Source organism: Bacillus pfraonensis (assembly GCF_050768835.1).
GTDB lineage: Bacteria > Bacillota > Bacilli > Bacillales > Bacillaceae_G > Bacillus_A > Bacillus_A pfraonensis.
The window spans coordinates 76,588-95,637 of record NZ_JAHCDO010000012.1; the positions used below are offsets into that span (position 1 = coordinate 76,588).

At 34.5% G+C, this 19,050-nt stretch carries 17 protein-coding genes and 1 riboswitch; of the genes, 8 read left to right on the forward strand and 9 right to left on the reverse strand.

From position 1 onward, the window contains the following. Positions 1 to 74: 74 nt before the first annotated feature. The gene (malR, locus tag KFD70_RS13470; RefSeq protein ID WP_336452143.1) at positions 75 to 1,097 is read left to right on the forward strand and encodes a maltose operon transcriptional repressor MalR; all 1,023 of its coding nucleotides are present in this window, start codon (positions 75 to 77) and stop codon (positions 1,095 to 1,097) included. A gap of 13 nt (positions 1,098 to 1,110) precedes the next feature. Here malR and KFD70_RS13475 read toward each other — a convergent pair whose 3' ends face one another. Together KFD70_RS13475 and KFD70_RS13480 are read right to left on the reverse strand one after the other, a co-directional pair. After that, positions 1,111 to 2,274 carry an aminotransferase A gene (locus tag KFD70_RS13475; protein ID WP_336452142.1) on the reverse strand — a complete coding sequence of 388 codons (1,164 nt, stop codon included), beginning with the start codon at positions 2,272 to 2,274 and terminating at the stop codon, positions 1,111 to 1,113. Between the two features lie 99 nt (positions 2,275 to 2,373). Then, positions 2,374 to 2,574 (reverse strand): hypothetical protein, encoded by a 201-nt coding sequence (locus KFD70_RS13480; protein WP_017151082.1) that lies wholly within the window; start codon positions 2,572 to 2,574, stop codon positions 2,374 to 2,376. A 309-nt stretch (positions 2,575 to 2,883) separates the two neighbouring features. On the opposite strand from KFD70_RS13480, the gene KFD70_RS13485 reads away from it, so the two are divergent. After that, on the forward strand, positions 2,884 to 4,158 hold the full coding sequence (locus KFD70_RS13485) for an ATP-binding protein (protein WP_336452141.1): 1,275 nt from the start codon (positions 2,884 to 2,886) through the stop codon (positions 4,156 to 4,158). Positions 4,159 to 4,409: 251 nt separating this feature from the next. Here the strand turns inward: KFD70_RS13485 and KFD70_RS13490 are convergent, their stop codons facing one another. After that, positions 4,410 to 5,153, reverse strand: a complete 744-nt coding sequence (locus KFD70_RS13490; protein ID WP_336452140.1) for a DUF3967 domain-containing protein — start codon at positions 5,151 to 5,153, stop codon at positions 4,410 to 4,412. A gap of 238 nt (positions 5,154 to 5,391) precedes the next feature. On the opposite strand from KFD70_RS13490, the gene nucA reads away from it, so the two are divergent. Beyond that, on the forward strand, positions 5,392 to 5,826 hold the full coding sequence (gene nucA / locus KFD70_RS13495; RefSeq protein ID WP_336452139.1) for a DNA-entry nuclease: 435 nt from the start codon (positions 5,392 to 5,394) through the stop codon (positions 5,824 to 5,826). Positions 5,827 to 5,867: 41 nt separating this feature from the next. Then, entirely contained in the window at positions 5,868 to 6,257 is a 390-nt protein-coding gene (gene comJ, locus KFD70_RS13500; protein WP_336452138.1) for a competence protein ComJ, read from the forward strand. Between the two features lie 172 nt (positions 6,258 to 6,429). On the opposite strand, the gene metE is transcribed toward comJ, so the two are convergent. The 3 genes from metE to KFD70_RS13515 all read right to left on the reverse strand — a co-directional run bounded on the left by metE (position 6,430) and on the right by KFD70_RS13515 (position 11,565). Further along, positions 6,430 to 8,718, reverse strand: coding sequence for a 5-methyltetrahydropteroyltriglutamate--homocysteine S-methyltransferase (gene metE / locus KFD70_RS13505; protein ID WP_336452137.1), 2,289 nt, complete (start codon positions 8,716 to 8,718; stop codon positions 6,430 to 6,432). A gap of 129 nt (positions 8,719 to 8,847) precedes the next feature. Then, a riboswitch (cobalamin riboswitch) is annotated at positions 8,848 to 9,036 on the reverse strand. A 346-nt stretch (positions 9,037 to 9,382) separates the two neighbouring features. Next, positions 9,383 to 9,937, reverse strand: a complete 555-nt coding sequence (locus tag KFD70_RS13510) for a PadR family transcriptional regulator (RefSeq protein ID WP_336452136.1) — start codon at positions 9,935 to 9,937, stop codon at positions 9,383 to 9,385. Between the two features lie 92 nt (positions 9,938 to 10,029). After that, complete coding sequence (locus KFD70_RS13515; RefSeq protein ID WP_336452135.1) at positions 10,030 to 11,565, reverse strand: MDR family MFS transporter; 1,536 nt, start codon at positions 11,563 to 11,565, stop codon at positions 10,030 to 10,032. A 582-nt stretch (positions 11,566 to 12,147) separates the two neighbouring features. Here KFD70_RS13515 and KFD70_RS13520 point away from each other — a divergent pair. Beyond that, positions 12,148 to 12,660, forward strand: a complete 513-nt coding sequence (locus tag KFD70_RS13520; RefSeq protein ID WP_336452134.1) for a hypothetical protein — start codon at positions 12,148 to 12,150, stop codon at positions 12,658 to 12,660. A gap of 28 nt (positions 12,661 to 12,688) precedes the next feature. Here the strand turns inward: KFD70_RS13520 and KFD70_RS13525 are convergent, their stop codons facing one another. Next, positions 12,689 to 12,922, reverse strand: coding sequence for a phage holin (locus tag KFD70_RS13525; RefSeq protein ID WP_336452133.1), 234 nt, complete (start codon positions 12,920 to 12,922; stop codon positions 12,689 to 12,691). 455 nt (positions 12,923 to 13,377) lie between these two features. Here KFD70_RS13525 and KFD70_RS13530 point away from each other — a divergent pair, with 455 nt between their 5' ends. Beyond that, the gene (locus tag KFD70_RS13530; RefSeq protein ID WP_336452218.1) at positions 13,378 to 13,998 is read left to right on the forward strand and encodes a YkyA family protein; all 621 of its coding nucleotides are present in this window, start codon (positions 13,378 to 13,380) and stop codon (positions 13,996 to 13,998) included. A 30-nt stretch (positions 13,999 to 14,028) separates the two neighbouring features. Here the strand turns inward: KFD70_RS13530 and KFD70_RS13535 are convergent, their stop codons facing one another. Then, entirely contained in the window at positions 14,029 to 14,487 is a 459-nt protein-coding gene (locus KFD70_RS13535; protein ID WP_336452132.1) for a YkyB family protein, read from the reverse strand. Between the two features lie 179 nt (positions 14,488 to 14,666). Between KFD70_RS13535 and KFD70_RS13540 the strand changes: the two genes are divergently transcribed. Both KFD70_RS13540 and KFD70_RS13545 read left to right on the forward strand, forming a co-directional pair. Continuing rightward, positions 14,667 to 16,205, forward strand: coding sequence for a Ppx/GppA family phosphatase (locus KFD70_RS13540; protein ID WP_336452131.1), 1,539 nt, complete (start codon positions 14,667 to 14,669; stop codon positions 16,203 to 16,205). A 107-nt stretch (positions 16,206 to 16,312) separates the two neighbouring features. Beyond that, positions 16,313 to 18,421 (forward strand): RNA degradosome polyphosphate kinase, encoded by a 2,109-nt coding sequence (locus KFD70_RS13545; protein ID WP_336452130.1) that lies wholly within the window; start codon positions 16,313 to 16,315, stop codon positions 18,419 to 18,421. Between the two features lie 306 nt (positions 18,422 to 18,727). Here KFD70_RS13545 and KFD70_RS13550 read toward each other — a convergent pair whose 3' ends face one another. Then, positions 18,728 to 18,961, reverse strand: a complete 234-nt coding sequence (locus KFD70_RS13550; protein ID WP_174099227.1) for a hypothetical protein — start codon at positions 18,959 to 18,961, stop codon at positions 18,728 to 18,730. Between the last annotated feature and the right edge of the window lie 89 nt (positions 18,962 to 19,050).

The following is a 19,050-nucleotide window of genomic DNA, read 5'->3' on the forward strand; positions in this document are numbered from 1 at the left end:
TTTCTCCTATTACCTGTAGAACTACGGGATAAAAATAGATATGAATGAAGAATGAGAAGAGAGGAGGAGATTTTATGACAGTTACCATTAAAGATGTAGCGAAAAAGGCAAATGTTGCACCATCTACAGTTTCTCGTGTAATTGCTGATAACCCAAGTATAAGTGAAAAAACAAAGCGCCGTGTTCGTAAAGTAATGAACGAATTAGGATATCACCCGAATTTAAATGCGAGAAGCCTTGCCAATCAAACAACAAAAACAATCGGTCTTGTTATGCCGAGTTCTGCAAGTAAAGCATTTCAAAATCCATTTTTCCCAGAAGTAATTCGAGGGATTAGCTCGTTTGCACATGTCGAAGGTTATGCGCTATATATGTCAACTGGTGAAACAGAAGAGGAGATTTTTAATGGCGTTGTAAAGATGGTACAGGGGCGTCAAATTGGCGGAATTATCCTGCTGTATTCACGTGAGAACGATCGTATTATTCAATATTTACATGAACAAAATTTCCCATTTGTTTTAATTGGAAAACCATACGAAAGAAAAGATGAAATTACATATGTAGATAATGATAACTATACAGCTGCAAGAGAAGTAGCAGAATACTTAATTTCACTTGGACATAAACAGATAGCGTTTATTGGCGGTGGTTCGGATTTACTTGTTACAAAAGATCGTTTAGCTGGAATGAGCGATGCTTTAAAACTAGCTGACATTATGTTGCCAGATGAATATATTTTACATTTTGATTTCTCAAGAGAGAGTGGTCAGCAGGCTGTAGAAGAGTTAATGGGACTCGAAAAACCACCAACAGCAATTATGGCAACAGATGATTTAATAGGTCTTGGGGTATTAAGTGCGCTTGCAAAAAAAGGAGTGGCCATACCGAAAGATGTTTCAATCGTCAGTTTTAACAATGCTTTATTATCTGAAATTGCGAGCCCACCGCTTACTACGGTCGATGTGAATATTTATCAATTAGGGTATGAAGCTGCAAAAGCGTTAGTTGATAAGGTAGAGCATTCTGAGTCTACTTCAAAATGCATTATTATTCCGCATAAATTATTGAAGCGTCAAACTTGTGATCATTATGCGTAAAAAGCTAAGAGGCTTACCTCTTAGCTTTTTGTTTTAAAAATTCTTCTAAACGATCGCAGCCTTCTTTTAGTGTTTCCATACTATAAGCGTATGAAAGACGGATATACCCTTCACCATACTCTGAAAATGCTGTTCCTGGAACAACAGCGAGTCTAGCTTCTTTGACAAGCTCAATGGCAAAATCAAATGATGAAGATGCAAGATTCCCGATGTATGGGAATAAGTAAAAGGCACCAGTTGGTTTCTCAACAGTTAAGCCCATTTGAATGAGTCTGTTATATACGTAATCGCAGCGCTTTTTATATTGATCACGCATCATTCGTGGTGCATCTTTTGCTGCTGTTAATGCTTCAATTGCAGCGTATTGTGCGATTGAAGTTGCACATGTAACGTTATATTGATGCACTTTTAAAATATGCTGTGCTACATAGCTTGGAGCAAATAAAAAGCCAATGCGCCATCCTGTCATTGAATGTGATTTTGATAGACCATTAATAACAATTGTTTTATCTCGCATTTCTGGAAAATGGGCAATGGATGTGTGACTTTCTTCATATACAAGTTCGCTATAAATTTCATCGGAAAGAACGAAAATGTTTTTATCTTTTAAAACAGATACAATATCTTGCAGCTCTTCTTTTGACAGTGTAACACCAGTCGGATTAGAAGGATAAGGTAAGACAATACACCTTGTTTGATCTGTAATTGCATTTTGAATCGCATCCGCTGTTAAGCGAAATCCAGTTTCACGAACGTCTACAAAAACAGGTGTTGCACCGCATAGTCTAATAATGGGTTCATAGCCTGGATAAATAGGGGCTGGTAAAATAACTTCTGTTCCAGGCTCTAAAATGGTACGAAATGTGACATCAATCGCTTCACTAGCACCGATTGTAACGATGGTTTCGTTCTCAGGTGAATAGTGTAAATCGTAATTTTCCTTTAAAAAATGACAAGCTGCTTTGCGTAACTCTAATAGGCCAGCGTTGTGAGTATAACTCGTGTAGTTTTCTGTGATTGCTCGTTTTGCAGCTTCCTTTACTAAAGAAGGTGTTGGAAAATCTGGTTGTCCAATTGTTAAAGAAATGAGATTATCATAGTTTTGAATCATATTAGAGAACTGGCGTATACCAGAAATTTGAATATCTTTTACTTTAGGATTAATGAATTGTTCCATCTTGTTCTCCCTTTCTGCCGCTTGAAAATTAATTTCATTTTACCATATTTGCAATATTTTCGCTTGGTAGCGAAAAAAAAAGCCGCGTAAAGCGACTTTTTAATAACCATATTCCCAATCTATTTCATCTTCATTCCAAAGAACCGAAGATACTTTTCCGAGATACATAACAGATTCATTCACAGCGCATGTGCAATGTTCTTCACCAGTTTTGTCTTGTAATTCTTCGTATACTGATTTATCCACATTTTCGAGAACAACCAAATTTTCCTCTTTTAAAACAAGCGTAGTTCCTGCCATATTTATCTTCCTCCTACTAAAATAATGGTCACTTATTTGTAAACATAGATAGTATGGATTATATGCTGTATGTTGTTATAGTTGTCCGTTTACTGGACTGTTTTATATTTTATTTTTAATCCGTATTCATTGTATCTTGCATTGTGATAATTTGGTACAGGGTTTACAATCATTTCGGAAATTTGTAACATTTATAAACGGTTATTCACAAATGATTTACAAATATGTTAAGAAAAATCTAAATTTTAAAACAAAAGTGGCTATAAAATGATATAATCATATCAAAATACATGTAGAGGATGAAAGGGTATGGAGCTAATCCGTGACTTAATGATCCAAGTTGCTATCATTATTTTGCCACTGTTTTTATATGAAGCGATTCGTCTAAACCGCTATCAAGATATGCTTCCAAAGCCCAATCGCTATTTTATTATGTTTTTATCTAGTATTACGCTTGTTCTTTCTATGACGTATTCGATTTGTTTTGGCGATGTTTGTGGTTATAATTTCCATCCAATTCCAATTATTAGTGCTTTTTTGTACGGTGGGATTGCAGGGATTATCCCGGCTTTTATCTTTGTTATATACGAATGGTTTTTGAATGGTTTACAGTGGTTTCGAATCATAGAAGTTTTATGTCTTGCAATTATTCCTTTATTGTTATCAAAAAAGTGGTCTGTATTTCCAAGAGAAAAAAAACTTATTTTAGCTCTTATTATTTCATCTTTGTATGTTCTTGTCGGTTTAGCATGTAGTATGTTTGGAATTTTATTGAGAGTAGGCTTTACGCCACCTATATCGCATTTATATAGTGAATACATATTCGCTTCTCTTGTTATGGTTATGACGATGGTATTTCAAGTGTATTTAACAGAGTATTTAAATGAAAATGCATTGTTACGTACGGAAATGCAAAAGTCTGAAAAGCTGAACATTGTAAGCGAGCTAGCGGCGAGTGTAGCACATGAGGTTCGAAACCCCCTTACAGTTGTTCGTGGTTTTATTCAGCTATTAGAGAGTACAGAAGATATGAAGAATAAAGATTATATGCGTCTTGTACTAGCTGAGCTTGATCGAGCTGAACAAATTATTTCAGATTACTTAAATTTAGCTAGACCACAAATTGAAAAAAAGGAACATATATGTTTATCTGCGCAGCTCATAGAAATGACTACTTTAATGTCTTCGTTTGCAGCTATGCAAGGCGTTTATTTACAAGTTGAAATTTCTGAGAATCTTTATACAATCGGTGATAAGACAAAGTTAAAACAAGCAATTATGAATATCGTTAAAAATGGAATTGAAGCCATTCAAGAAAACAAAGGGTATTTAAAAGTAACCGCTGTTCAAAAAGCTGATTTTATTATAGTGCGAGTAAAAGATAGTGGTGTTGGAATGACGAAAGAACAGTTAGCTAGGCTTGGACAACCGTATTATTCATTAAAAGAAAAAGGAACAGGTCTAGGGCTTATGGTTACCTTTAGCATTTTACAAGCACATAATGGTACGTTGGAATATAAAAGTGAGAGTGGGAAAGGAACAGAAGCAATTATTACATTACCAGCAGTTAGAAATAAGGAATAAAAGTTAAAAAAACAACATAATCCCCTTCTTTTTAGTTGGGAGAGAGGATCCAGCCATGTATAGAAGCGGTCAGATCCTTTTCCTGCCTCATGCCAAGTAAAACAGAAAGAGACAACAAGTAGCAATCACTGTTTCTTTTTCACGTGAGCGGCTTATATGTCAAAAGTTAAAATGGATTTGTATACGTGAAAGTGAAAGGTCTGTAAAACTTCTACCTTGGATGATGAAAAGCGAGCGATGAAGGTTTTACTTTATTCATTTGTTTTTTCTGGTTTAACTCGAACAAATAAATTTTTAAATGATTGAAATAAACTTTGCTCTTTTGAGGCGGCGATTAGTCGTTTTGTCTCTTGAATTTCACGAATGACTTGCATAAGTTGTGCATCTCGATTGTTGTCTTTCGTGTAAACTTGATTGACAAGCTTGTTCATTTTTTCTTCTTGTTTTGATTCACGCTTATACATATGATTCATCAATAAATCCATTTTTTCTTTTTGCAGGGCATCTGTTTGGGCAGCGTGATCAATAAGTTTTTGTAGCATTTCTTCCTGTGTTCCTTCTTTTACATAGACTTGTTGCATTAATTCATCTAGTTTTTCATCTTTTAAGCGATTCTGAGTAATTAAAGTTGAGTTTTGATGAATAATTGCTTCGTTTAATTGCGCAAGCATCTCAAGCTTTAGCATGAATTCTTCAAAGTTTCGACCTTCTTCTTTTGATTGAACTTCTTGATTTTTCTTTATCACCGGCACAGGTGGATTTTCTTTTTCTTTTAAAATGATAGGAATTGTTTCTGTGATGTCTTCTTGCAGTGTAGCTGCTCGTTCATGGATGGATTTTAAAAGCTTCATATCATCCATTTTATATATACGAGCATCAGCGGTTTTTGTGATTATATACCCATGTTCTTCTAAAAGTTGACTATATTTTCGAACTATATGTTTCGGGATTCCTGTTTTATTTGTAACATCTTTCGTTTTATATGTCGCCTCCATAACATTTCCTCCCCAAAAAGTATCGTATATACAAATTCCATCTTTTATTTGGACTTCCTTTGAAAAAGAATGTCGGAAGCCCAGAAGTTTTCTACATGATTAGCGAAAAGTTGCATAAAAATGAATATTTTTGGCGTAAGGGAGAGGAAGGGATAAAATAATGTCTGAAAACATGTATCGAGAAAGTTTGTTATAATAGCCTGGAAAAAGAAATTGGGTCAAAAACGGAGGTACATATATGAAACAATTAAAAGGCATTATTATTTCGATTATTGCAATTCTTTCTATTTTGGTTGCTGTTTATGAAGCGTTTATACTAGAGGAACCAAAGAACCAGAAAGAAGTTACATATGATCAAGTTCTAGAATTTCCAAAAGAACGCTATCCCGAGACAGGAAAACATATTGCAGATGCGATGAAAGAAGGACATTCTAAAGTGTGTACGATTGATCGAAGTGGTGCAGCTGATAGAAGAAAGTTGTCTCTAGCTCCATATCCAGCGAAAAAAGGGTATGATCGTGATGAATGGCCAATGGCGATGTGTAAAGAAGGTGGAAAAGGTGCACATATTGAATATATTAGTCCAGCCGATAATAGAGGTGCAGGTTCGTGGGTTGGGAATAAACTAGATAAGTATCCAGATGGTACGCGCGTGAAGTTTATAGTGAAGTAGTAGAAAGCTATTCTAATCAGTGATTGAAGGGAATGGTATATATGGAATTAACAATTTCTTATTCACAATTAATTGTGATGAATTATGATGGAGAACAGCCTTATGTAGACTGGACGAATGAAGATTTTGAGAGAGGATATGTCGAAACAGAAGGTGTAATTATTTTTGAGGCGATTTCTGATTATACATGTGAAATCAAAGCGACTATTGGAACGCATACTGAGAAAGAAGGTATAGTGAGAACGGTATCAGCACCATTTACTGTAGGTAGTGAGGGTGTTTTTATAAGCAGCATTCTTTCAAGTAAATTACATATTTCTATTCCGCAAGGTGAATATATGTTAGTGATGCAAGCAATCCCGCTTGAAGAACCGACAGATAATGAGCTGTACAAGGTTCGGTATGAATTGTTTTTCGAAGAGAAAGAATGAAAAAGCCACTGCAATGTGGCTTTTTATTTGTACGAGTTTATGATTAGCACTTGAATGTCGCTTGGGTCTTTTATCATTTTTATAGGGTATCACTGATGCGAATTGAGAAGAAAGCTAGTTGAAAATGTATAGTATTAAAAGAAGATGTCTCAAAAAGACATCTTCTTTTTAATTATGCGTTTGTTTTTAGAAGAGAACGAGCCTCTTTAGCTGCTTGAACCATATGCTCTAAAGCAGGGATAACTTCTTCTGTTCTTCTTGTTTTTAAACCACAATCTGGGTTAATCCAGAAGTATTTTGGATCACATACTTTTAAGGATTGTTCTACAATTGTATACATTTCATTTTTACTTGGAACGCGAGGGCTATGAATATCATAAACTCCTAAACCGATTCCTTTTTCATATGTTGTATGTTCTAATGTATGAATGAATTCACCATGGCTTCTTGATGTTTCGATAGAAATAACATCAGCGTCTAATGCGCGAATTGCATCAACGATATCTTCAAAGTTGCTGTAGCACATATGTGTATGAATTTGTGTTTCGTTCGCTACAGAAGAAGTTGCTAAAAGGAATGAATGAACAGCCCATGTAATATATGCGTCCCAATCTTTTTCTTTTAGTGGCATACCTTCTCGGAGCGCTGGCTCGTCGACTTGAATAACACGAATACCGGAAGATTCAAGTAATTCGATTTCATGGCGAAGTGCTAATGCAATTTGATAAGAAACTTCTTTTCGTGAAATATCATTTCGTACGAATGACCAATTTAGAATTGTTACAGGACCTGTTAACATACCTTTTACAACTTTATCTGTAAGGCTTTGTGCATATGCAGTTTCCTTAATTGTCATCCCATCAATAAAGGCAACATCACCATAGATTACAGGTGGTTTTACACAACGAGAGCCGTACGATTGTACCCAACCGTTCTTAGTGAAAGAGAATCCAGCAAGTCGTTCGCCAAAATATTCCACCATATCCGTTCTTTCAAATTCACCATGTACAAGTACATCAAGACCAATATTTTCTTGATGACGAATCCACTTCTCAGTTTCTTTTTCGATAAATTGTTCATATTGTTCGTTTGTAATATCACCACTTCGCCATTGTTTACGCGTTTGACGAACTTCAGTAGTTTGTGGGAAGCTACCGATTGTTGTTGTTGGAAGTAGTGGTAATTGTAATGCTTCTTGTTGCAGTGCATAGCGTTGTTCGAATGGAAGAGGACGAGAAAAGTCTTCTTCTTTAAGAGCTGCTCGTGCTGCTTTCACATCTTCACGATTACGTGCAGCTGAAGAACGTATAGTCTCATGAGCAGTACGGTAAGTAGTTAATTCAGTACTAACACTTTCTGCACCTTCAGAAAGTGCACGTTTAATTACTGTAAGTTCTTCTAACTTTTGGTTTGCAAATGCAAGAGCATCAAAAAGTTCTTTTGATAAATGTGTTTCTTCTGTTTTGTCAATTGGAGTGTGTAGTAAACTACAAGAAGGTTGAACAATCCAATCTTTCGGTGTAACACGACCCTTTAATGTTTTAAATAAAGAAAGGACTTCATCGAGATCAGCTCTCCAAATGTTGCGGCCATCTATACAACCAACAGCTAAAATTTTATCTGTTGGGAAACCATGCTCTAAAATAGCTTTTACATTACCTTCTTTACCGTGAACAAAGTCCAATCCAATGCCGGATACAGGGAAGGTAATAATCTCTTCATAGTTTTCTTCTACGCTATCAAAATAAGTTTGTAGAATAAGAGATAAATGTGGAACTTCTTTACGAATTGTTTCATAAAGTTTTTTTGCTTCCACGATTTCTTCTTTTGTTAAAGATGCAAAGATTGGTTCGTCAATTTGTACGAAGCGTGCGCCAGCTTCATGTAATTCAGTTAATAGTTGTACATAAGGAGCAACTAGTTGTTGTAAGATTGTTGCAAATTGATTCTCTTTATATCCTTTTGCTAATTTTAAGAATGTATACGGCCCTAATATAACTGGTTTCCCATCGATTCCTAGCTCTTGTTTTGCTTCTTCATATAAGCGAAGAGGTCGATTGTCTTTTAAAGAAATATCTAATCCTTCTTCATATTCAGGAACAATATAATGATAATTCGTGTTAAACCATTTTGTCATTTCGGAAGCAACGTGATCTTTAGAGCCTCGTGCCATTGCGAAGTATACATCAAGATAAGAAGAGAACTCAGAAAAACGTGATGGAATAAAGCCGAGCATGTAGGCTGTGTCCAGCACATGATCATAATATGTAAAGTCGCCAATTGGAATTAAATCGATTCCTTTTTCTTGTTGAACTTTAACATGTTGCAGACGAAGCTCTTTCATTGTTGTTGAAAATTGTTGCTCATCAATCTTATTTGACCAAAAAGCTTCCAACGTTTTTTTCCATTCTCGGTGTAATCCAATACGTGGATATCCTAAACTACTTGTTTGAATTGCCATTTAAATTTCCTCCCTAATTGAAAGTAAGCATTTCCGTTTACTCGGAAATGCATGTAACGAAAAGTATAAAGGTACAGAAAATAGCCCTTTCTCCTCGTTCATAACACCTAATCATCATCCGTGAGTCTATCAGTGTTGTTAAAATAGGCAGGTCTCCTGACTTATGCTTTATACGATTTCTTTCACCTTCCCGTTTTCACAGTGGTATAGAAAAGAAGTCTTTGCACTTACAGTGGCGGGACCGCGTTGGAATTTCACCAAACTTCCCTTTTAAACACGAAATAAGAAACTCCGTGTACCTATTTTCCTTTATGAAAGGAATTTAACAAGCGAATATGATATTGAAACAAATTCTAACACAATTTTTAAAATTTTGTCTACTGTTTTGAAATAAGAATATTTTAAAGTTTTTAATTCTTATTATTCAGAAAAATAAAGTTACTAAAATTGAAAAAATAATAAAGAAAGATGTTTTTCATCATTAACTCGCATCCAAGAATAACGAGAAAATATGAGGTGAGTGTTAAAAGAAAACAAGAAGACGAATGTTTCTTGATTAGAAAGTAGATAAGAACAAAAATAGAGAAAAACTGCTCGTAAGAACTTGATTAATGAGAATTCTTACGAGCAGTGGGAAGAAAAGCATCCAGGTATAGAAGTTTTACTATATATCCATTCCAATTTCAGAAAGACATCCAGCGCTTGCATCCTTATGTAGCTCATTTAACCAACGTAATTCAACGGTAATATGTTCAATAACACTTTTTAAAATATAAAGTTGTGCACGTGGAACATTTTCTTTGCTATGTTTGTATATGGTTTGCATTGTATGTAAATATTGAATCGTGTCATCCCTCTTTTTTTCTAAAATAGGAATGAGTGTTTTTTCATCACCAAAATGAGCGAAAGATAGTGCTGAATAGATTGGTTTATATATTTGGTTTTTTGCTTCAAATTGTTTTAAAAGCAGTGTATGGAAAAGTTCTATTCCTGTTTTAGTTATATGAAAAATAGTCTTATCTGGTCGATTGGTATCTCGTACTACGTTTGTAATTGCAATTGCCCCTTGCTTTTCTAATTGTTCAAAAGCGTAGTAGAGGGAGCCTTTTGCATATTTAATATAACAATCCATTTGCCGTTCTTTCATTGTGTGCTGCACTTCATATGGATGTTTATCTCCTTCGAGTAGTAAACCGAGAATGACTAGTTTCATACTCATGCTGTCTCAACTCCTGTAATATAAACTTTATACATAGTATAAACGGTATATCTCTTTCGATAAAGAGATATACCGTTTCATTTTGTCATATATTAACTTACTTGTTTTTGTTTTTTCATTGTTCCAGTTAAGAGACGTTCTTTACCCATCATTGTAATGCAGATAATACTTAGAATAGCTGGGATAAGCGCCCAGAAAAATGTATCAGCAATAGATGTCGCAAGTGCTTGTTTAATTCCACCCAATATTTGAGGTGGGATCTTTTCAGTGGCATGCGGTGATAATAAAAAGCTTGTATCCCCACCTTTGGGTGCCATCTTTGCTAACTCTGGAGGAAAAACAGTTTTTAATTTGTCAGTGAAAATATGGTTTTGAATCGTACCAAAAATTGTTACACCAAGCGTCATACCGAGAGAACGGAAGAATGAGTTTGTGGATGTGGCAGAACCCCGGTCTCTCATTTCTAAGTTATGAATGGAAGACATACTTAAAACAGAGAAAGAGAAGCCGACTCCAAGTCCAGCAAGAATCATAAAGAGTGTTACGAGTACGCGGGGTGTTTCCATTGTTAAGGTGCTGAGTAAATAGATACCAAGTACAAAGAAAATGCCTGACACGACCATAATGTTACGGTAACTTGTTCGTGAAGCGAATTGTCCACCTGTTTGGCTTCCAATTACAGAACCAACCATCATCGGTGTTAAAATTAATCCGGCATTTGATGCTGAGCCACCAAGGACGCCTTGGACAAAGATTGGAATATAAACTGTGCAAATAATAAAAGCTGCTCCATAGAAAAAGGCAACACCTTGACTTGCTGCAAATAACTGCTTTTTAAATAAATGGAAAGAAATAATCGGTTCTGTAGCTCGTTTTTCTACAAAGACAAAGATAATGAGCATAATAGCAAAAGTAGCAAATAATCCAAGAATCATATTGGAATTCCATGCGTATTCCTTACCACCAAGTTCTAGTGCAAACATTAAGCAAACAATGCTTATTACAAGTGTAATAGCACCAGCCCAATCAATTTTTTGTTTTTTATATTGTAGAGATTCTTTGTAGTACTTGGAAATGAAGAAGAAAGAAATAAGACCTAATGGAATATTGATATAAAAGACCCAGTGCCAACTTATATAATCAGTAATATAAGCACCTAATAAAGGGCCGAATACGCTTGATGTTCCAAAAACTGCTCCGAATAATCCGGTCATTTTCCCGCGTTTTTCTGGTGGGAATATATCATACATGATTGTGAAGGCAATTGGCATGAGGGCACCGCCACCAACCCCTTGAATTGCTCTATAAATACTTAGCTGTTCAATGCTTGTTGCTGTACCACAAAGAATAGAGCCGACTAAGAAGAGAAGTAATCCGCCGATATAAAAACGTTTACGACCATACATATCCGAAAGCTTTCCGAAAATCGGCATTCCTGCCATTGTTGCTACCATATAAGCTGATGTGACCCAAACAAATTTGTCAAATCCTCCTAGATCTCCAACAATTGTTGCCATGGCAGTGGCAACGATTGTATTGTCCATTGCTGCCATTAAAATACCAAGTAACAATCCAGCAACAACAAATTTTGTTTTACTTACTTTGTTTTGAGATGTTTGTTCTTGCAAACATACCCCTCCTTTTATATAAGATTCACTGCTCTTTAAGATAGTGGCTCTCGCTTTAATATGTCTTTATGTACGACTATGATTTCATTATTCCTTTTATATAAAGTGCCATAAAGAGATAGAAAGTATAAATCATATTATAGTCAAATTTGACTAAAAGGCAAATTTTTTTACTTACTCCATCTATTTGTGGGAAGTAAGATCCTCAGCTCGACATTCAAGGAAAGCATAGAAGTTAGGTGGGAGATAAACGGTTCGTAAAAGTTCGATTGGTGAGGGCTAATAATTAGTAGGGGATGGAGCCTCGACTGATTAAGGTTTCACTTTATAGCTTTTAATATCGAAGAAACAAAAGGAAGTTAGTGGATGACATGGTGTATAGCTATTTAAAATGGTTTTTTAATCGCGTTGTCGAATAAGATAAAGAAGAAAGATAAAAAATGGTGAAGATTTATATTTTTTATTGGAAGAAAATGGGAGGGTGCTTTAAAGGGAACGAATTGGAGAATGGTGTTTTATTATTGAAGAGAGCAGAATAAATTTGTACAGATAATAACATCTGGAATGAGGTGAATTGTTATTGTGAAAATGTGGGAAATAAGTATGGGTAAAGAAGTGTTCCCTTTGTCTTTACAGCCTGTTATGTGGATGGAAGGTGGTTCGAAAGAAGTTACGAGCAAACAATCTAATCCAAATGTAGCAGTAACATTACAAATTCGCAGTCAAAAAGAGAAGTGTTTTTCACAAAAAGTTGTTTATGATGTACATGAAATTCTTTTTATTCAATTAGAAGTTGAAAACATAGGAAGTGAAGGGGTTTCTCATGTGATCGTTAGTCATATGATTCGGGACCATTTTGCATATATCCCCAACACATTACAAATACAAAAAGGAAAGGGAGAGTTTTTATTTCAACTTGTAAGATGGCGTATTGATGAATTACTATCAGGTGAAAAGGCTCAATTAACCTGTCAGGTAAAAGCATCACGTATACCAATCCCGTCCAGTATTTCATTACGTGCTACATACACGTTCCAGCAGAAAGGTCAATTATATGGGCCACTACAAACAAACGAAGTGATGTTGATACAATAAAAGAGGAACCCGGACATGGGTTCCTCTTTTATTGAAGGTTATGCTTCTTTAGTAATTCTTTTTGTTCCAGGCCTTTTTTTCCTACATAGTTATTTTTATATCCAAAGTATAAAATAAATAAGAAAGAACCAACATTTATGATTGCATCAATTTGGTCATTTGTAATAAATGAAAGCCCGAACGATTCAAATAATAGTTTTAATGATAAGAGAAATCCGGCTAAAAAACGAAGGATGTCTGAAATGTTTTCTCTTTGTAGCATTTTCTTCTCCTTTCGATAATGGCTATATACTATATATATGAAATAGAAAAGAAGATGAATACAAGTTGTAAGAAGAAATGGATGATAAGAACGTCCATTTTTTGTTTTGCAAAAAAACATTATTGTTATAGAGGCATATAGTAGTGTAAAAGAGGATTTTCGTAACAAATTTTTCTCTTTTGTTACAAAAAAACAGTATCTTGTAACAAAAGTCTTTAAAAATAGATATAAACATCATATAATTGTGATGGATGTGTCAATACATTTTTGCACAATGGTTTTTCATTTAAAAAGTGTAGGGGAACAATCTCTACACTTTTCCTTTTGGGGAAATAAAAAGAATATTTGTAAATTGTTGCAAGTAAACCTTTACACTGTGTAAAATGGACAAGAAAAGATTGTAGGGGGAAAAGAAGTTGAAATATAATAAAATAGCAATTGTAGCAGTTTTATCTATGACATTATTAGCTGGTTGTTTCGGACCAAAACCAGAAGAGGAATTATATGTAGCATTTGAAAATGCTGCGAAACAAGAAAAGCCGATGTTTGAAGAAGCAAAAAAATTAGAGACATTAGAAAAAGAAGGTCAAACATTATATGATCAAATTGTGCAAGAAGGAAAAGATAATAATCAAGTTGTGAAAGAGAAGTTAGATCAAGCAATGAAAAATACAGCAGAACGTGGAAAAGTAATCGATAAAGAGAAAGAAGCATTGAACAAAGCACAAGAAGAAGTAAAATCAGTTGAAAAATATGTGAAAAAAATCGAGAATGGTAAATTAAAAGAACAAGCAGATAAAGTGAAAAATACATATGAAAAACGACATGAGTCTTTTAAGAAGATGTATGATAACTATAGTAAATCTTTAAAGTTAGAAAAAGAATTATTTACAATGCTTCAAGATAAAGGAGCAAAATTAAAAGATATTAGTGATAAAGTAAAAACGGTGAACGAATCTTATAAAAATATTGATGCTGAAAAAGATAAGTTTAATGAATATACAAAATCATATAATACAGAAAAAGTAGCATTTTATAAACAAGCGAACATTAAAATAAAAGAAGAGAAAAAATAAAGCAGGTTGGCCGTTATGGCCAAACCTGCTTTATTTTTTTGTGTACGTACGACGATACCAAGGAATCGGTTCGCTTAATTTTTTTTCTTGTTTTAGTGCTTCCGGCCCAATGTAGTCTTGAAGTGTTTTTTTCGCTATTGCTAAAGAAAGAGTTGTTTTTGGGTTTCTATAGGAAGATTCGAGGCTACCGAGATGCGGGAGATTACTGAAATCATCTTTTGTAGGAGGAATATGAAAAAAGTAGTCACCTAATCGAACGAGAACATCTGATTGTTGCTGACTAAAACGCGGATTTCTAGAGAAATGCAACCCTTCTTTTATTGCTTTCTTTTCATTAATCAAACGCTCCAAAGCAATCTTTTTCAACCAATATAAATATTTAGGATTTGTAGCAGCTTTGGCATGCCGGTTCACAATGAAAATAGATTGAGCCAATCGATCGATAGAATGTTGCTTGTATGACTGAGACTGTGGTTGTGAAGGTTTCATAGTGGGACCCCTTTCTAGTTTTTCAATATTATAGCATAAATAAAAATAGTTTTTATTATATGCAAAAAATGATTGTATATATTTTCAATATTAATGCAATATTGTTACAAAAAACAACTATTTTGTATAATAGTGATAGGAACGTTTTCTAGAAATTTGATGACGAAAGAGTGAGAATTGTGAAAGATATATTGAAACAGCAATATGCCATTATTGATATTGGTTCAAATACGATGCGATTGGTGATTTATGAAAAACAAAATGGGGGCTTTTATAAGGAAATTGAAAATACAAAAGTTGTGGCACGGTTAAGAAATTATCTAATAGATGGTATGCTAATAGAAGAAGGAATGAATACACTTTTGCAAACATTGCTTCAATTTCAAGAAAGCACAAGGTTTCATGGATTACATAATGTGTTATGCGTTGCGACAGCAACTATTAGACAAGCAAAAAACCAAGAAGAAATAAAAAAGCTTGTAGAAGGAAAAACTGATTTTGTACTTAGGGTATTATCTGAATATGAAGAAGCACGTTATGGTTATTTAGCTGTGATGAATTCAACTTCTTTTACGGAAGGAATTACTGTCGACATTGGTGGAGGAAGTACAGAGGTTACATATTTTCGTGATCGAGAAATTATAGAATATTATAGCTTTCCTTTTGGAGCACTTTCTTTAAAACAACAATTTATTCATCATGAGACACCAACTGCAGAAGAATTAGAAGAGTTAAGAAGATATTTATGGTATCAATTTGAAACGTTACCTTGGTTAAAGGCAAAAAGGTTACCTCTTATTGCGATAGGTGGAAGTGCTCGGAATATGGTGAAGATTCATCAAAATATAATTTCTTATCCAATAGCAGGTTTACATTTATATAAAATGAAAGAAGCGGATATACGAGGTGTAAAAGAGGAATTAGAAAGTCTTTCTTTTGTAGAATTACAAAAATTGGATGGGTTAGCAAAAGATCGGGCGGATACAATTATTCCAGCGGTAGAAGTATTTTATATGCTAACAAATATCATACAAGCTCCGTCCTTTGTATTAAGTCGGAAAGGGTTACGAGAAGGTGTTTTTTATGAGGAACTTACAAAAAATTTAGGTGTTTCTTATTATCCAAATGTGATAGAGGAGAGTTTACATTTATTGTCCTATGAATATGAAATGGATATGAAATTTGTTGTTCAACTTATCAAGTACGGAACGTTAATTTGCAAACAGTTAGAAGAGTCTGGAATTATATCTTTTTCAGAAAAAGATTGGTGTATATTTTATCAAGCTGCAAAAGTGTTTAATATTGGAAAATACATAGATGCAGAAGCAAGTCGTCTACATACATTCTATTTATTAGCGAACAAAACAATTGACGGCATGATGCATAAAGAGCGTATTAAACTTGCACTCATCGCATCTTATAAGTCGAAAATGTTATTTAAACAGCATTTGGAACCATTTGAAGGGTGGTTTGATAAAAATGAACAGAAAAAGATTCGTTTGTTAGGAGTAATTTTGCAATTTTCTGCCGCTTTAAATGTGAGGCAAAGAGCACTGATTGAAAAGATTGAAGTGAAGAAAAATAAAGAGGGGCTTGTCTTTCATATTGTGTGTGAACAATCGGCTTTAGCGGAAAAAGTGCAGGCTGAAAAGCAAAAAAAACAACTTGAAAAAGTATTGAAGATGAACATTCAACTCTTGTTTGAAGGGGAATATTAAGTTGTACGGATGTCTTTACAAAAAATTTACACTTAAATAATTTGGGATTTGATACAATAAATGTAATTAAATTATATTGAAAAAGTTTCAAAGGGAAGTGTGAGAAAATGGAATTGATGAAGGAGAATCCTGTAAAATTCAATGATACAGCTTACTATAATAATCGTGAATTAAGTTGGCTTGCTTTTAATGAACGTGTTTTGCAAGAGGCACAAGATGAAAGTAATCCACTTTTGGAAAGATTAAAGTTTATTAGTATTTTTAGTTCAAATTTGGATGAATTTTTTATGGTACGTGTTGCAGGATTAAAAGATCAAGTAAAAGCGGGTTTTAATCAACCAGAAAATAAAGCTGGTTTAACACCGAAACAGCAGCTAAATAAAATTGCTACAAAAGCTCATGAATTGATGACAGTTCAGTATAATACATTTAAAAATGCTATATTGCCAGCGCTTGAAATGGAAGGTATCGAGCCGTTAACGTTTCAAGATTTAACGAAAGAACAACGTGAATTTATTGAAGAGTATTTTGATGAACAAATTTTCCCTGTGTTAACCCCCGTGGCAATAGATGCGTATCGCCCGTTTCCTATGTTGTTAAATAAAAGCTTAAACTTGGCTACTATTTTGTATGATGGAAAACAAACAGAGGAAGAGAATCGAACAAAGCTTGGAATCGTTCAAGTGCCATCATTGCTCGAACGTTTTATTTTTTTACCGAGTGAAGACCAAAAACATAAATTTATTTTATTAGAAGACGTAATTAGTAGCTTTACTCATAAATTATTTACAGGATACAAAGTATCCTCTGTTACTCGTTTTCGTATTACACGTAATGCGGATTTAACAATTCATGAAGAGGGTGCACGAGATTTATTAAAAGTGATTGAAAAAGAGTTAAAGAAACGTAAATGGGGAGCGGCTGTTCGTTTAGAAATTGGTAAAGAGCATGTGGATGAAAGAGTTTTAGCTTTATTGTATGAAGTGTTAGAAGTGAAAGATGAAGATGTATATATGATGGATGGACCATTAGACCTAACATGCTTATTCTCCTTATATAAAAAATTAGCACCTTTATATGAGCATCTTGTTTATCCAGCTCTTATACCGCAGCCACCTCAAGATTTAGATGATGAAGAAGATATATTTGAAAAAGCGATAGAGCATGATATTTTACTACATCATCCATTTGAATCATTTCAGCCAGTTATTGATTTTGTACGTGATGCGGCAGATGATTCCAATGTACTAGCAATAAAACAGACGTTATACCGCGTAAGCGGGGATTCGCCGATTATTCAGGCGTTAAAGACTGCAGCGGAGAAGGGAAAACAAGTAACAGTACTTGTTGAATTAAAAGCACGTTTTGATGAAGAAAATAACGTCCATTGGGCGAAGGAACTCGAACAAGCCGGTTGCCACGTTATTTATGGTGTAAGTCATTTGAAAACACATAGTAAAATTACCCTGGTTGTAAGAAGAAAACACGGAAAAATCGAAAGATTCGTACATTTAGGGACAGGAAATTATAATGATGCGACAGCAAAATTATATACAGATTTTGGCTATATTACATCCCGAAAGGATTTCGGGGTAGATGCGACAAATTTCTTTAATTACTTGAGTGGTTATACAACAAAGCCACATTTTCATTACTTGTCAGTAGCACCGTTTGATATACGTCATCAATTTATGGAATTGATCGATGAAGAAGTTCGTTATCATAAACAATATGGAAATGGACATATTGTGGCAAAGATGAACTCATTAACAGATAAACCGTTAATTCAAAAATTATATGAGGCATCACAAGCTGGAGTAACAATAGAGCTTATCGTTAGAGGAACGTGCTGCTTGCGGCCTGGTATTAAAAATATAAGTGAAAATATTCGTGTGATCAGCCTTGTTGGACGTTATTTAGAACATAGCCGTATTTATTATTTTCATCACAATGGGGATGAAAAAGTGTACTTATCTTCAGCCGATTGGATGACAAGGAACATGGAAAAACGGGTAGAAATTTCATTTCCAATTTTAGGATTTGAAATGAAAGCACGAATCAAAGCAATTTTGCAGCTTATTTTAGCGGATAATGTAAAAACACGTGAACAAAATAAAGATGGTGAATACTATTATGTAATAAATAATGGTTCACAAGAAATTGATAGCCAAGTGAAGTTATTTAAGATGGCTTATCAAAATACAGATGCGGAGTAATGTGTAAATTCAAAAATGATATAAAACCATATTTTTTAGTTGGGAGAGAGGATTCGTCCATACATAGAAGCGGCCCGATTCTTTTTTAGTCCCATGCTAAGGGAAAAAAAGGGGGAAAATGAGTGGAAGTCCTCTTTGAGTTTCCTAGCAGTGACTGATGTGCCAACAAATTAAAATGAATTTATATATGCAATAGTTAAGTTTAATAATTTGAGAACAAGTAAACTCCTGAATTCAAGATCATGAGAATACGACGAAAAAAGCCTCTTACTAAATAAAGAGGCTTTTTCATAGTTTTTGTTTATATTAATAATAATACGGCTGGCACGGACCTCCGTAACAAGGAAACGGCGTTGGCGGATATGGCGGTGGGTATGGAGGGTAGTAAGGTGGTCTAGGACCAAATGCTAATGCTCCGCCAATTAAGCCGCCAGCAAGTCCTGCTAAGAATGGAACGCCGAAGAATGGTAAGAAGCGTGAGTCACTTACTGGGCCAATAGGTCCTGAACGAACTAGATAGGGCTGAGGATATGGGTACATAAAAAAACCTCCTTTATTGGACTCATTGTTATCATATGGTGAAAAAGCATGGATGAGCGAGTACAAGAAAGGATATATAAGAAAATAGG

Coding starts and splice junctions, on each gene's coding strand:
- comJ (WP_336452138.1), top strand. CDS start 5,868: ATGGAATTAACAATTTCTTATTCACAATTAATTGTGATGAATTATGAT.
- KFD70_RS13480 (WP_017151082.1), bottom strand. CDS start 2,574: ATGGCAGGAACTACGCTTGTTTTAAAAGAGGAAAATTTGGTTGTTCTC.
- KFD70_RS13485 (WP_336452141.1), top strand. CDS start 2,884: ATGGAGCTAATCCGTGACTTAATGATCCAAGTTGCTATCATTATTTTG.
- nucA (WP_336452139.1), top strand. CDS start 5,392: ATGAAACAATTAAAAGGCATTATTATTTCGATTATTGCAATTCTTTCT.
- malR (WP_336452143.1), top strand. CDS start 75: ATGACAGTTACCATTAAAGATGTAGCGAAAAAGGCAAATGTTGCACCA.
- KFD70_RS13510 (WP_336452136.1), bottom strand. CDS start 9,937: ATGAGTATGAAACTAGTCATTCTCGGTTTACTACTCGAAGGAGATAAA.
- KFD70_RS13525 (WP_336452133.1), bottom strand. CDS start 12,922: ATGCTACAAAGAGAAAACATTTCAGACATCCTTCGTTTTTTAGCCGGA.
- KFD70_RS13475 (WP_336452142.1), bottom strand. CDS start 2,274: ATGGAACAATTCATTAATCCTAAAGTAAAAGATATTCAAATTTCTGGT.
- KFD70_RS13490 (WP_336452140.1), bottom strand. CDS start 5,153: ATGGAGGCGACATATAAAACGAAAGATGTTACAAATAAAACAGGAATC.
- KFD70_RS13550 (WP_174099227.1), bottom strand. CDS start 18,961: ATGTACCCATATCCTCAGCCCTATCTAGTTCGTTCAGGACCTATTGGC.
- KFD70_RS13535 (WP_336452132.1), bottom strand. CDS start 14,487: ATGAAACCTTCACAACCACAGTCTCAGTCATACAAGCAACATTCTATC.
- KFD70_RS13530 (WP_336452218.1), top strand. CDS start 13,378: ATGACATTATTAGCTGGTTGTTTCGGACCAAAACCAGAAGAGGAATTA.
- KFD70_RS13545 (WP_336452130.1), top strand. CDS start 16,313: ATGGAATTGATGAAGGAGAATCCTGTAAAATTCAATGATACAGCTTAC.
- metE (WP_336452137.1), bottom strand. CDS start 8,718: ATGGCAATTCAAACAAGTAGTTTAGGATATCCACGTATTGGATTACAC.